The 12,567-nt window shown below is 60.8% G+C and carries 15 protein-coding genes; all 15 read right to left on the reverse strand.

Annotated elements, in window-relative coordinates:
* Positions 1-17: 17 nt before the first annotated feature.
* The 15 genes from queE to BM321_RS06825 all read right to left on the reverse strand — a co-directional run bounded on the left by queE (position 18) and on the right by BM321_RS06825 (position 12,307).
* The gene (queE, locus tag BM321_RS06755) at positions 18-665 is read right to left on the reverse strand and encodes a 7-carboxy-7-deazaguanine synthase QueE (protein ID WP_092441965.1); all 648 of its coding nucleotides are present in this window, start codon (positions 663-665) and stop codon (positions 18-20) included.
* A 166-nt stretch (positions 666-831) separates the two neighbouring features.
* Positions 832-1,665 (reverse strand): tol-pal system protein YbgF, encoded by an 834-nt coding sequence (gene ybgF / locus BM321_RS06760; protein ID WP_092201474.1) that lies wholly within the window; start codon positions 1,663-1,665, stop codon positions 832-834.
* Positions 1,666-1,671: 6 nt separating this feature from the next.
* The gene (gene pal, locus BM321_RS06765) at positions 1,672-2,169 is read right to left on the reverse strand and encodes a peptidoglycan-associated lipoprotein Pal (RefSeq protein WP_003178634.1); all 498 of its coding nucleotides are present in this window, start codon (positions 2,167-2,169) and stop codon (positions 1,672-1,674) included.
* Positions 2,170-2,221: 52 nt separating this feature from the next.
* The gene (gene tolB, locus BM321_RS06770) at positions 2,222-3,523 is read right to left on the reverse strand and encodes a Tol-Pal system beta propeller repeat protein TolB (protein WP_063324614.1); all 1,302 of its coding nucleotides are present in this window, start codon (positions 3,521-3,523) and stop codon (positions 2,222-2,224) included.
* Positions 3,520-4,599: a cell envelope integrity protein TolA gene (gene tolA, locus BM321_RS06775; RefSeq protein ID WP_053186763.1), complete on the reverse strand. Its 1,080-nt coding sequence runs from the start codon at positions 4,597-4,599 to the stop codon at positions 3,520-3,522. The genes tolB and tolA overlap by 4 nt, the downstream gene beginning before the upstream one ends.
* Complete coding sequence (gene tolR / locus BM321_RS06780) at positions 4,599-5,051, reverse strand: protein TolR (protein ID WP_161798348.1); 453 nt, start codon at positions 5,049-5,051, stop codon at positions 4,599-4,601. Before tolR ends, tolA begins: the two co-directional genes overlap by 1 nt.
* Before the next feature lie 23 nt (positions 5,052-5,074).
* Positions 5,075-5,770, reverse strand: a complete 696-nt coding sequence (gene tolQ / locus BM321_RS06785; RefSeq protein ID WP_014339916.1) for a protein TolQ — start codon at positions 5,768-5,770, stop codon at positions 5,075-5,077.
* Positions 5,760-6,227 (reverse strand): tol-pal system-associated acyl-CoA thioesterase, encoded by a 468-nt coding sequence (gene ybgC, locus BM321_RS06790; protein WP_003205037.1) that lies wholly within the window; start codon positions 6,225-6,227, stop codon positions 5,760-5,762. The genes tolQ and ybgC overlap by 11 nt, the downstream gene beginning before the upstream one ends.
* A gap of 127 nt (positions 6,228-6,354) precedes the next feature.
* Complete coding sequence (gene ruvB, locus BM321_RS06795) at positions 6,355-7,416, reverse strand: Holliday junction branch migration DNA helicase RuvB (RefSeq protein WP_003178599.1); 1,062 nt, start codon at positions 7,414-7,416, stop codon at positions 6,355-6,357.
* Complete coding sequence (gene ruvA / locus BM321_RS06800; RefSeq protein WP_053124616.1) at positions 7,417-8,025, reverse strand: Holliday junction branch migration protein RuvA; 609 nt, start codon at positions 8,023-8,025, stop codon at positions 7,417-7,419.
* A 114-nt stretch (positions 8,026-8,139) separates the two neighbouring features.
* The gene (gene ruvC, locus BM321_RS06805) at positions 8,140-8,664 is read right to left on the reverse strand and encodes a crossover junction endodeoxyribonuclease RuvC (protein WP_014339919.1); all 525 of its coding nucleotides are present in this window, start codon (positions 8,662-8,664) and stop codon (positions 8,140-8,142) included.
* Positions 8,665-8,807: 143 nt separating this feature from the next.
* Positions 8,808-9,554 (reverse strand): YebC/PmpR family DNA-binding transcriptional regulator, encoded by a 747-nt coding sequence (locus BM321_RS06810; protein WP_018614256.1) that lies wholly within the window; start codon positions 9,552-9,554, stop codon positions 8,808-8,810.
* 120 nt (positions 9,555-9,674) lie between these two features.
* Complete coding sequence (aspS, locus tag BM321_RS06815; protein ID WP_092166408.1) at positions 9,675-11,450, reverse strand: aspartate--tRNA ligase; 1,776 nt, start codon at positions 11,448-11,450, stop codon at positions 9,675-9,677.
* A gap of 75 nt (positions 11,451-11,525) precedes the next feature.
* Positions 11,526-11,747: an FmdB family zinc ribbon protein gene (locus BM321_RS06820; RefSeq protein WP_092441966.1), complete on the reverse strand. Its 222-nt coding sequence runs from the start codon at positions 11,745-11,747 to the stop codon at positions 11,526-11,528.
* A gap of 218 nt (positions 11,748-11,965) precedes the next feature.
* Positions 11,966-12,307 carry a ribbon-helix-helix domain-containing protein gene (locus tag BM321_RS06825; protein WP_060740898.1) on the reverse strand — a complete coding sequence of 114 codons (342 nt, stop codon included), beginning with the start codon at positions 12,305-12,307 and terminating at the stop codon, positions 11,966-11,968.
* Positions 12,308-12,567: the final 260 nt, after the last annotated feature.

Here is a 12,567-nt window from a genome sequence, read left to right on the forward strand (position 1 = left end):
TCGAATGTTCAGTCATCTCAGCGCCCCGGCTCGTCGTTCCAAAGATATTTATGCAGCTGCAGTTGCAGGCGCACCGGCAAGTTATCCGCCACCACCCAATCCGCCAGATCCCGCGCGTTCAAATCGTGATGACTCGGCGACAACAACACTTCGCCGGCCCGCTGGTCGAGCCCGTGCTGGATCAACTTGGACACGGCCCAGTCGTAATCCTCCCGCGAACAGATCACGAACTTGACCTGATCGTTGGGCGTCAGCAGTTCGATATTCTCATAGCGGTTGCGGTGCGCTTCCTTGGAGCCTGGGGTTTTCAGGTCCACGACGCGGCTGACGCGCGGGTCGACGGCCGAGATATCCAGGGCGCCGCTGGTTTCCAGCGAAACCTCGTAACCGGCATCACACAACTGCTTGAGCAAGGGGATGGCGTTGGGTTGCGCCAAGGGCTCGCCGCCCGTGACACAGACATAACGCGGACGATAACTGGCCACTTGCTCCAGGATATCGTCGAGGGTTCGCACGGTGCCGCCGCTGAAGGCGTAGGCGCTGTCACAGTATTGGCAACGCAACGGACAACCGGTAAGGCGCACGAATACCGTGGGCAGCCCAGCCGTTCGCGTTTCACCCTGCAACGAGTAAAAAACTTCGGTGATTCTCAATGTGTCTTGCATAGTCGCCACGGGCGTAACAGCTAAACAGGCTGTCCGCCTCCGTCAGGCACTTCAAGGAACCCCGCCAACGCGCAGATCCCAAAAAGCGTGTTTCATAAAAAGGGCGTGAATTCTAACGAAAAAACCCGCGACAGGCGCGGGTTTCTTCAAAACAGGTCAAACCGGCTTACATGCGTTGTAGATCACGCTGGGCCAACTGAGCCGCGGATGTACCCGGATATTGGGCCACCACCTGCTGCAGAATGCCTTTCACCTTGTCGGCGTGACCGAGACGGCGCTCCACGTCAGCCAGCTTGTACAGCGAATCCGGCACCTTGGCATGCTTGGGATACAGTTGCGAAACCTTGGCGAACGCCTGGCCGGCACCTTGCAGGTCGCCCTTGGCCAGGTTCACTTCGCCCAGCCAGTATTGGGCATTGCCCGCGTACTGGCTGTTTGGGTATTTGCGCAGGAAAGCGGCAAAGGCCTGGCTGGCCTTGTCGAAATCCTTGGCCTTGATCAGGTCGAAGGCAGCATCGTAGTAGAGCTTTTCCTTCGCCGGATCAGCCGGCTCGCCACCGGCGGCAGGCGCTGCTGGAGCAGCTGCCCCCGCGCCTGCGGCTGCACCGGGGGCATTCAAGTCGCCACCGGCTGGAGAATTCTCAGGAGTCGCGGCAGGTGCAACGCCGGATCCTATGCGCCGATCAAGATCCTGGTATCGCTCCAGGTTTTCCTGCTTCATGCGCGAAATATCATTTTGCAGTTCTTCGATCACACCCTGTTGGCGCGAGATCTGATCCTGCATTTGCTGCAGTTGGTTGAACAGCTGGCCCTGTGCCGAGACAGGGGCCGAAACCCCTCCCCCGGCATAGGCGCCGTTCGTACCGTAACCTGCAGGCGGATAACTGCTCCCGCTATTGTTATAGCCGGCATCGTTATCGACCACAGGAACCGCAGCCCACGCCGCAAGCGGCGCGAGGCTGAGAGCCAGAACAGTTACAGCACGACGGCACGTTCGCATGACGAATTACTTACGCAGTTCGACGCGACGGTTTTGAGCCCAGGACTGCTCGTCGTTGCCGGTGGCAACTGGACGCTCTTCGCCGTAGGAAACCAGTTCCAGCTGAGCTGGGGAAACACCTTGCAGTACCAGGTAGCGCTGAACGGCTTTCGCACGACGCTCGCCCAGTGCCATGTTGTACTCACGAGTACCACGTTCGTCGGTGTTGCCTTCCAGAACAACACGAGCGCCGTTCGCTTTCAGGTCCTTGGCGTGAACGTCCAGAGCGCGCATGGCTTCTGGCTTCAGGTCCGAGCTGTCGTATTCGAAGTAGAAGGTGGTGATTGCGCGCAGAGCAGCTTCTTCGCTCAGGGAGCCGTCAACGGCACCAGTGTTAGCGCCGTAACCAGCGTTTGGATCAACAGCGCCTTCACCGGCATTGTCGCCGCCTTTGGACGAGCAACCTACAGCTACAGCCATGGCCAGAGCCAGCGCAGCAAATTTACCAAACTTCAGCATTTCCATCGTGAAACTCCTAATGAACCCCAGTGTGTTAAGTAAAACGTATTGCGCCGCGTCAGTTCAGGTAAGGGGACCAGGACGGTTCTCTGACTTCGCCTTGTGCGGTAGGAAGCGGGAGCCTCACGCGTCCGTTAATGGACACGAGCATCAAGACTCCCCGGCCCTGCTGGCGGGTGGCGTAGATTACCATGGTGCCGTTGGGCGCAACAGTGGGTGACTCGTCCAGAGTGCTATCAGTGAGGATTTTTACACTTCCGCGCTGCAAATCCTGGGCCGCCACCTTGAAATTGGTGAAACCGTCCTGGCGATGGATCATCACCAGGGTCTTTTCGTCCGCCGACAGTTTAGGGTTGGCATTGTAGTTACCGACGAAAGTCACGCGCTCGGCGCCACCGCCACCGGCGCTGGTCTTGTAGATCTGAGGCTTGCCGCCACGGTCGGAGGTGAAGTAGATGGTCGAGCCATCCTTGCCCCAGAACGGTTCGGTGTTGATGCCCGGGCCGTTGGTGACGCGGGAGATCGAGCGCGAAGCCAGGTTCATCACATAGATGTCCGGGTTACCGTCCTTGGACAGCACGAACGCCAGGCGCGAACCGTCCGGCGACCAGGCTGGCGCGCCGTTCAGGCCTTCGAAGTTGGTGATCTGCTCACGACGACCGGTGTCGATGTGCTGCACGAAAATACGCGGACGCTTCTGCTCGAACGAGACATAGGCGATGCGCTTGCCATCGGGGGCGAAGCGCGGCGACAGGATCGGCTCGCGCGATTGCAGCAAGGTCACCGCACGCGCGCCGTCATAGTCGGAACGCTGCAGGGTGTAGCGGGTGTTGTTCTCGGAGAAACGCTCGGCCGTCACGTAGAGCATGCGAGTGGAGAACGCCCCCTTGATACCGGTGAGTTTCTCGAACGACTGGTCGGCGATGTAGTGCGCCATGTCGCGCAACTGATCGACGCTGCCCGACACGCTGCCAGTCAGCACCTGCTGCTCGGTGGCGACATTGAACAGGGCGTACTGCACCTGCAGGCGACCGCCGGCCGGAACGATGCTGCCGACCATGATGTACTGGGCACCCAGGGCCTTCCAGTCACGGTAGATGACTTCGCTGGCCTGGGTTGGCAGGCTGATCATGTTCTGCTTCGGAATCGGCGCGTAGTAACCCGAGTTGCGCAGGTCGTTGCCGATGATTTCCGCCATGTCGTCCGGCAGGACGTTACCGCCCTGCCAGCCGAACGGTACGACGGCGATCGGGGTGGCCCGGTCGCTGCCGCTGGTGACCAGAATGTTCTTTTCCTCTGCTACCGCTATCCCTGCCAGGCAGCAGATAACGACCAGCATTGATCGAAGAAGGTTTCTCACAAGGCTAGATCCTCAGGTGTGAATGTCATCTTGAATGAACGATAGGGAGCAAAGTCGCTCGGTTTCATTCCTTGCATTTCCGTCAAACGCCCAATGTTCTTGACCGCCGCGACCGCCGAAGCGTCGAACGGACCATCACCACTGGACTTGGCGACGCTGACCGAGGTAACCGTACCGTCGGGCAACATGCCGATTTGCAATACTACCGTCATGCCTTTGCGCGCCGAAGGTGGACGAGCCCAGCCTTCTGCCGCTCGGGCCCGAATCAGATCATCGTAGCTGCCGGCAACTTCATCACCCTGCTCATCGGCCAAGGCCTGCTGGCGCTCCGGCGTGTCGGAAAGCAAATCTGCCAAGGCCTGGGCCTTCTTGTCTTCGGCGGACTTACGCGCTGCGTCCTGGGCCTTTTTCTTGGCGGCGTCGGCGGCGGCTTTCTTCTTCGCGTCTTCGGCGACTTTCTTTTTCGCCTCTTCAGCTTCAGCTTTTTTCTTGGCGTCTTCGGCCGCTTTCTTCTTGGCGTCCTCGACGATCTTTTTCTTCGCTTCTTCAGCGGCCGCTTTCTTGGCTTCTTCTTCAGCGGCTTTCTTGGCTTCTTCTTCGGCTTTCTTCTTGGCTATATCAGCCAATTGTTTCTCTTCTGCCTTTTTGGCCTCGGCGGCTTTCTTCGCATCGTCGGCTTTCTTGGCTTCGTCAGCCTTTTTCGCCTCGTCCGCTTTCTTCGCCTCATCGGCCTTCTTGGCTTCCTCGGCCTTTTGAGCCGCTTCCTCTTTCTTTTGTTCCGCGGCCTTTATCGCTTCCTGCTCGACCTTCTTCTGTTCCATCTGCTCGACTTCAGTCTGGCGCGCGGCGGATTTCTTCGCCTCACCGGCAAGCTTCTGGTTCGTCTGGGTCGTCGCCTGGCTTTTCGACTTGAGCTGGTACAACGTCGCCTGCACGATCGGCTTGGCCGGCGGCAACTCCGGGGTCATGGCAAAACTGACGAACAGCATGCCGAACACCAGCACATGCAGGCCGATGGCCAGGACACTGGGCCAGAAGTAGCTTTCCGAGGCGGACGGCTCTCGCTGTTGCTGCATCAGGGGGCCTCGGTGATCAAGCCAACATTACCGACCCCGGCTTTCTGCAGGCCGCCCATGGCGCCCATCACGGCACCGTAGTCGACGGTCTTGTCGCCGCGAATGAAGACTTGCGTGCGCTTGCCGGCATCGTTGCCGACACGAATGATCTTGGTCACCGCATCGGTCATCTGCGGCAAGGTCATGGCCCGGTCCTGCTGCTTCTCGGTGTCCACTTCACTGCCAAGGTTCCAGTAGTAGGTCTTGTCAGCTTTGATCGAAATGGTCAGTACCTGGGTGTTGTTGTCCTGCGGCAAGGCTTCGCTGGAAACCTTGGGCAGATCGACCTTCACGCCCTGATTGAGCATGGGCGCGGTCACCATGAAGATGACCAGCAGCACCAACATCACGTCGATGTAGGGCACCACGTTCATCTCGGCGACCGGCTTGCGCTTTTTTCGGGCTCGAGCGATTAAAGCCATTGGGAAATACCTGCTTATTCTTCGCTGGTGTGCACTTTACGGTGCAGGATCGCCTGGAATTCATCGGCGAAGGTGTAGTAACGGCCAGTCAGCATTTCGCTGCGGGCAGCGAAGCGGTTGTAGGCGATCACGGCCGGAATGGCCGCGAACAGACCGATGGCGGTGGCGATCAGTGCCTCGGCGATGCCCGGGGCCACGGTGGCGAGGGTCGCTTGCTGGGCGGAAGCCAGGCCACGGAAGGAGTTCATGATCCCCCACACGGTACCGAACAGACCGATGTACGGGCTGACCGAACCAACGGTGGCCAGGAACGACAGGCCCTGTTCGAGCTTTTCTTCCTCGCGGGAAATGGCGACGCGCATGGCACGGGCCACACCTTCCATCACCGCCTCAGGGTCGACGCCCGGCTGCTGGCGCAGGCGAGAGAACTCCTTGAAGCCGGCACGGAAGATCTGCTCGACGCCCGAGTCCGGGTCCGGGTTGCTACCGGCCTGGCGATAGAGCTTGGACAGGTCGATGCCGGACCAGAAGCGCTCTTCGAAGCTCTCCAGGGCACGACGACCGGCGCGCAGCATGTTGCTGCGCTGAAAGATCATGATCCATGAGGTCACCGATGCGGCTACCAGGGTCAGCATTACCAGTTGCACCACGACGCTGGCATTGCTGACCAGGCTCCACATGGAGGAATGGTCGACGACGTTAGCTTCCACGCTTTATCTCCTGCTCTGAGTGTGTACCCGCGCCGCTCACGCCGGCAAAGGCCGCACGTAGAGCTTCGGGAATGGCCCGGGGTTTCAAACTATGGGTGCGCACACAGGCCACCAAAAACTGCCCTTCGCAGAGCAGCACGTTATCCGTAGCCCGCCTGACCTGCTGCTTGAAGCGCAGGCTGACACGGTTCAATTCGATGACATCGGCACTTACCACCAGTTCGTCGTCCAGTCGCGCCGGCGCGTGGTAACGCGCTTCGCTGGAATGCACGACGAATAACAGGTCCTCCCCTGCCAGCGCGGATTGGGCAAAACCCAGTTCCCGCAGCCGTTCGGTTCGAGCCCGTTCCATAAACTTGAGGTAATTGACGTAGTAGACGATGCCGCCGGCATCGGTGTCCTCGTAATAAACGCGACAGCGATGTGCGAACGACTCCAGCCCGTTTTGCGCGCGCATACTCTAGTGCTTACTCCTCAGGTTGCCAATCGGCCAGGCAACTGTTTTTTCATTCTCGAACGCATTGACGCTCCGGGCTTCGTCTGGGACAGCACGAACCGGAAAAAAGTCGGCGTACAGAGCTCGTTCAATCGTCCACGGCATCGAGGAATTCGTCTACCACCGGCATCTCGCCCATTCGTGTCGGGATGTTTAAGCCAAAGTGCAGATAAGCATGGCGGGTCACCACGCGCCCGCGAGGCGTGCGCATGATATAGCCCTGCTGGATCAGGTACGGTTCCAGCACATCTTCAATGGTGTGGCGCTCTTCGCTGATGGCCGCCGCCAGGCTGTCCACGCCCACCGGGCCGCCGTCGAACTTCTCGATCATGGTCAGCAGCAGGCGCCGGTCCTGGTGGTCGAAACCACGCTCGTCGATGTCCAGCAGGTTCAGCGCCAGGTCGGCAATCGGCTTGGTGATGTGGCCCTTGGCCCGGACTTCGGCAAAATCCCGGACCCGGCGCAACAAGCGGTTGGCGATCCGCGGCGTCCCCCGGGCGCGCCGGGCGATCTCATAAGCACCGTCCGGGTCCAGCGGCAAGCCGAGGATGCCCGCCGAACGGCTGACAATCGTCGCCAGGTCGGCGTTGTTGTAGAACTCCAGGCGCTGGACGATACCGAAACGGTCCCGCAGCGGGTTGGTCAGCATGCCGGCGCGGGTGGTGGCGCCCACCAGGGTGAAGGGCGGCAGGTCCAGCTTGATGGAGCGCGCCGCCGGTCCTTCGCCAATCATGATGTCGAGCTGGAAATCTTCCATGGCCGGGTACAGCACTTCCTCGACGATCGGCGACAACCGATGGATTTCGTCGATGAAGAGTACGTCATGGGGCTCAAGGTTGGTCAGCAACGCCGCCAGGTCGCCCGGCCGTTCAAGCACCGGCCCCGACGTGCTCTTGATCGAGACGCCCATTTCCTGGGCAATGATGTTGGCCAGGGTGGTCTTGCCCAGGCCCGGCGGGCCGAAGATCAAGGTGTGGTCCAAAGACTCGCTGCGCCCACGGGCCGCCTGGATGAACAGCTCCATCTGCTCGCGCACGGTCGGTTGGCCGATGTAGTCGGCCAGGCTGACAGGACGAATCGCGCGATCCTGGATTTCCTCGCGGTCACGGGGTGCGCCCGTGGCGGCGATCAGACGATCAGCTTCAATCACTTAAATCATTCCCTTCAGGGCACGGCGAATCATGTCTTCGGTGCTCAGGCCTTTTTCCTTGATGGCGGAAATCGCCTTGCTGGCCTCCTGCGGCTTGTAGCCCAGGGAGATCAACGCGGTGACCGCATCGTTTTCGGCGCTGACCGCCGGCACCGGCGCGTCCGGCTGGTTCGGCACCAGGGCGAACATCGCCGGCACCGCCTCCCAGGCCTTGAAGCGGTCCTTGAGTTCGACCAGCAGGCGCTCGGCGGTTTTCTTGCCCACCCCCGGCACCTTGGTCAGCGCCGAGGTGTCCTGGGACTGCACGCAGCGCACCAGTTCGTCGACTTCCAGGCTCGACATCAAGGCCAGGGCCAGTTTCGGGCCGACACCATTGAGACGGATCAACTCGCGGAAGAAATCCCGCTCGCGCTTGCCGACGAAACCATAGAGTAACTGCGCATCCTCGCGCACGACCAAATGGGTGTGCAGGGTCAGCGGCTCGCCGACCGACGGCAAGCGATACAGCGTGGTCATGGGCACTTCCAGCTCATAACCCAGGCCATTTACATCCAGAATCAGGTGCGGCGGCTGTTTTTCAGCCAGGGTGCCGCGCAAGCGTCCAATCACGTTTCAGATCCTTGGGTGTTGGCCAGCCCGCGGGCTGGCGAATAACAGCCCGGGCAGGAAGGCCGACGACACAGGCGCAAGATGCTCGGGCTCACGAAGATTGCGCTGATGCTATCAGAGACGCAGGCGCCCGCCACGACTGCGTGCAGTCCCCAGGCCATGAGGCAACAGGCTGGAACGGGTGTGGGCATGGCAAATGGCGATGGCCAGGGCGTCGGAGGCGTCGATTTGCGGCTTGCTGACCAGTTTCAACAGGTGCATCACCATCATTTGCACCTGCTCCTTGTTCGCCGCCCCTGTGCCGACGACCGCCTGCTTGACCTGGGTCGCGGTGTACTCGGCGATCTCCAGGTTTTCCTCGGCACCGGCCACAATGGCCGCGCCCCGGGCCTGCCCCAGCTTCAGGGCCGAATCGGCGTTGCGCGCCATGAAGACCCGTTCGATGCCCATGGTCACCGGGCCGTAGGTCTGGATGACTTCGCGCACGCCGCGATAAACGATCTGCAAGCGCTCATGCAGCTCGCCCGCGCCGGTGCGGATGCAACCGGAGGCGACGTACACGCAGCCGCGCCCGGTATCGCGAACCACACCGTAGCCGGTGATGCGCGAACCAGGGTCGATACCAAGGATTAAAGTCATAACGCCTGCGGTTTGAAGAGGATTGACCAGACCTGTGGGAGCGAGCTTGCTCGCGATGGCGTCGGGTCAGCAAGCACAGTGTTGACTGAAGTATCGCTATCGCGAGCAAGCTCGCTCCCACATTGGTATTTAAATAGACGCCATCAGCCCAGCTGTTCAGCCACCGACTCCGGAATATCGGCGTTGGAATAAACGTTCTGCACGTCATCCAGGTCTTCCAGCATGTCGATCAGCTTGAGCACCTTCTCGGCGCCTTCCAGGTCCAGTTCGGCACTGGTGGTCGGCTGCATGACGATTTCCGCGTCGGCGGGCTTGAAACCGGCCGCCTCCAGGGCATTGCGCACGGCATAGAAGCTGGCGAACGACGTGAACACGTCGAACGAGCCGTCTTCATGGCTGACCACGTCATCGGCGTCGGCCTCCAGGGCCGCTTCCGTCAGGGCATCTTCATCGAGGCCCGGGGCGAAGCTGATTTGCCCTTTGCGCTCGAACAGATAGGCCACCGAGCCGTCGGTGCCCAGGTTGCCACCGCATTTGCTGAACGCGTGACGCACGGCGGCAGCGGTACGGTTGCGGTTGTCGGTCATGCATTCGACCATCACCGCCACGCCGCCCGGGCCATACCCTTCGTAGGTCAGTTCCTCGACGTTGTCGGCCTCGGTCGCACCCGCGCCACGGGCGATGGCCCGGTCGATGATGTCGCGGCTCATGTTGGCACCCAAGGCCTTGTCCAAGGCCAGGCGCAGACGCGGGTTGGAACCCGGATCGCCGCCACCCTGGCGGGCCGCGACCGTCAGCTCACGGATCCACTTGGTGAAGATCTTGCCTCTCTTGGCATCCTGACGTTCTTTGCGGTGCTTGATGTTCGCCCACTTGGAATGACCTGCCATAACTCGCTCCGTTTCTCTTTGGAACATTGCCCGCCCCGCGCGTGGGCAGTGGCCGGCAATCAGAAATATCGACCCCAATGAAAAGGCGCATCCGAAGATGCGCCTTCTCAGGTGCCAGCCTTACTCAGCCTTTGGCTGTTCACGCAGACGGATGTGCAATTCGCGCAACGCCTTGGCGTCCACCACGCCCGGCGCCTGGGTCATGACATCGGCCGCGCTCTGGGTTTTCGGGAACGCGATCACTTCACGGATCGACTGGGCGCCGGTCATCAGCATCACCAGGCGATCCAGGCCGAAAGCCAGGCCACCGTGGGGCGGTGCACCGTACTTCAGCGCGTCCAGCAGGAAGCCGAACTTCTCTTCCTGCTCGGCTTCGTCGATGCCCAGCAGGCGGAACACCGCCTGTTGCATTTCCTTGCGGTGGATACGGATCGAACCGCCACCCAGCTCGGTACCGTTCAGGACCATGTCGTAGGCGCGGGACAGAGCGGTGGCCGGGTTGGCCTCCAACTCTTGCGGCGAGCACTTCGGCGCGGTGAACGGGTGGTGCAGCGCGGAGAAGCTTCCGTCGTCGTTTTCTTCGAACATCGGGAAGTCAACGACCCACATCGGTGCCCACTCGCAAGTTAGCAGGTTCAGGTCGTGGCCCAGCTTGATGCGCAGCGCGCCCAGGGCTTCGCTGACGATCTTGGCCTTGTCGGCACCGAAGAACACGATGTCGCCGTCAACCGCACCCACGCGATCGAGGATCACATTGAGGTTGGCTTCCGGGATGTTTTTCACGATGGGCGATTGCAGGCCGTCGACACCGGCGGCGCGCTCGTTGACCTTGATGTACGCCAGGCCCTTGGCACCGTAGATACCGACGAACTTGGTGTAATCGTCGATCTGCTTGCGCGGCATGCTGGCGCCGCCTGGAACACGCAGGGCGGCGATACGGCATTTCGGGTCGTTGGCCGGGCCGCTGAACACCTTGAACTCGACGTCCTTGAGCTGATCGGCCACGTCCACCAGTTCCAGCGGGTTACGCAGGTCCGGCTTGTCGGAACCGTAGCGGCGCATGGCCTCTTCGAAGGTCATGTGCGGGAACTCGCCGAACTCCAGACCCAACACTTCCTTGAACAGGTTGCGGATCATGCCTTCGGTCAGGCCCATGATGTCTTTTTCGTCGAGGAAGCTGGTCTCGATGTCGATCTGAGTGAATTCAGGCTGACGGTCGGCACGCAGGTCTTCGTCGCGGAAGCACTTGGCGATCTGGTAGTAGCGATCGAACCCGGCCACCATCAGCAGTTGCTTGAACAGCTGTGGCGACTGCGGCAGGGCGAAGAAGCTGCCGGGGTGGGTACGGCTCGGCACCAGGTAGTCGCGGGCGCCTTCCGGCGTGGCGCGGGTCAGGATCGGCGTCTCGACGTCGAGGAAGCCGTTTTCGTCCAGGTAGCGACGGATGCTGGTGGTCATGCGCGAACGCAGGCGCAGCTTCTCGGCCATTTCCGGGCGACGCAGGTCGATGAAGCGGTAGCGCAGGCGGGTTTCCTCGCCCACGTCGGAGTATTCGTTGAGCGGGAACGGCGGGGTTTCCGACTCGTTGAGCACTTCCAACTCGTAGCCCAGCACTTCGATCATGCCCGACGCCATGTTGGCATTGCCGGCGCCGGCCGGGCGCAGGCGCACCTTGCCGGTGATCTTGACGACGTATTCGCTGCGCACGCGGTCGGCGGTGGCGAAGGTTTCAGCGCGATCCGGATCGAACACCACCTGGGCCAGGCCTTCACGATCACGGATATCGAGGAAAATCACCCCGCCATGGTCACGGCGACGATGGACCCATCCGCAAAGAGTAACTTCCTGACCTTCCAGGCTTTCGTTCAGTTGGCCGCAATAATGGCTGCGCATCATGGTAGTGGTTTCACTTCTCGTAATTCGACATTCGGTTGGAGGCCCTGCCCGTGCAAGAACTCGCGCGTATTCAACTCAATCGGCTTTGTCGCCACCGGCCAGGTTTTTCTTGGCGCCGGTCTTGAAGTCGGTTTCATACCAGCCCGTGCCGCCGAGGCGGAAACCAGGCATGGAAAGCATCTTTTTCAGTTCCGGCGCCCGGCAGGCAGGGCAGTCGACCAGCGGTGCCGCGCTGATCTTTTGAATGGCTTCCATCTGATGACCACAGGAAGCACATTGATAGTCGTACATCGGCATGGGGTTGTCTCGGCGATCAGGTTACACGCGCAAAGGCGGGGCTTTGCGGCAAAGAGCGGGATTATATCCATTAAATGCGGCCTGTGCAGCCGTAAGACCGCACAGCCATTGCCGAGTGAACGCCATGCAGGAGTTGACGAGTGCAACGAGGCTGCGATCTTGCCCCAGACACTTGAGTCCCAAGCGCAAGATCAAAAGATCGCAGCCTCCGGCAGCGCCTACGCCGCACCATGATCCATCCCGGTTTCCTTCAAACTGTGCACCACGCAGACCACGCGCACCAACCCGCTGAAATTGCGCACCCCGCCATGGCGCAGGTGCACTTCCCTGTCCACATGGGACAGCAACGTGCTGATGGAGCAGCGGTTGAGCTCGGCCATGTCACCGAGGATATCCCAATAGACCTGTTCCAGCCGCAGACAGGTGGCGAACCCGTTCAGGCGAATGGATCGGGCCAAGGGCCGGGCCAGTTGCATATCGAACCCCCGGATGAACGGGTCGACGCTGATAGGCTGAAAACGCCCCAGCCGCCCTTCCCCGGGTTCTTTTCCTTGAATCATACCGTTGACACTCCTTTGCCATACGAGCCTCTGGGTTGGAACAACCCATCTGTGGCTCTATGGAAGCTCAACGGCATCGCCAGTTCCAGACGACTTTATGACCATGGACGTAGGACAAGCCAACAGCAGGTCGGCGACGAATTACGCCGTCCTACACCCAGCGTGCAGGCGATATCGCCCTTGTGGCGAGGGAGCTTGCTCCCGCTGGGCTGCGCAGCGGCCCAAACCCGCCAGACACAGGTCTTGCGACTGCTGCGCAG

The sequence above is a fragment of the Pseudomonas sp. NFIX10 genome (assembly GCF_900111955.1).
Taxonomy (GTDB): Bacteria; Pseudomonadota; Gammaproteobacteria; order Pseudomonadales; family Pseudomonadaceae; genus Aquipseudomonas; species Aquipseudomonas fluorescens_AA.

Excerpts from the sequence above, each read along its gene's own strand:
- queE (WP_092441965.1), bottom strand. The coding sequence starts at position 665 with ATGCAAGACACATTGAGAATCACCGAAGTTTTTTACTCGTTGCAGGGT.
- ybgF (WP_092201474.1), bottom strand. The coding sequence starts at position 1,665 with ATGCGAACGTGCCGTCGTGCTGTAACTGTTCTGGCTCTCAGCCTCGCG.
- pal (WP_003178634.1), bottom strand. The coding sequence starts at position 2,169 with ATGGAAATGCTGAAGTTTGGTAAATTTGCTGCGCTGGCTCTGGCCATG.
- tolA (WP_053186763.1), bottom strand. The coding sequence starts at position 4,599 with ATGCAGCAACAGCGAGAGCCGTCCGCCTCGGAAAGCTACTTCTGGCCC.
- ybgC (WP_003205037.1), bottom strand. The coding sequence starts at position 6,227 with ATGCGCGCGCAAAACGGGCTGGAGTCGTTCGCACATCGCTGTCGCGTT.
- ruvC (WP_014339919.1), bottom strand. The coding sequence starts at position 8,664 with ATGACTTTAATCCTTGGTATCGACCCTGGTTCGCGCATCACCGGCTAC.
- BM321_RS06810 (WP_018614256.1), bottom strand. The coding sequence starts at position 9,554 with ATGGCAGGTCATTCCAAGTGGGCGAACATCAAGCACCGCAAAGAACGT.
- aspS (WP_092166408.1), bottom strand. The coding sequence starts at position 11,450 with ATGATGCGCAGCCATTATTGCGGCCAACTGAACGAAAGCCTGGAAGGT.
- BM321_RS06820 (WP_092441966.1), bottom strand. The coding sequence starts at position 11,747 with ATGCCGATGTACGACTATCAATGTGCTTCCTGTGGTCATCAGATGGAA.
- BM321_RS06825 (WP_060740898.1), bottom strand. The coding sequence starts at position 12,307 with ATGATTCAAGGAAAAGAACCCGGGGAAGGGCGGCTGGGGCGTTTTCAG.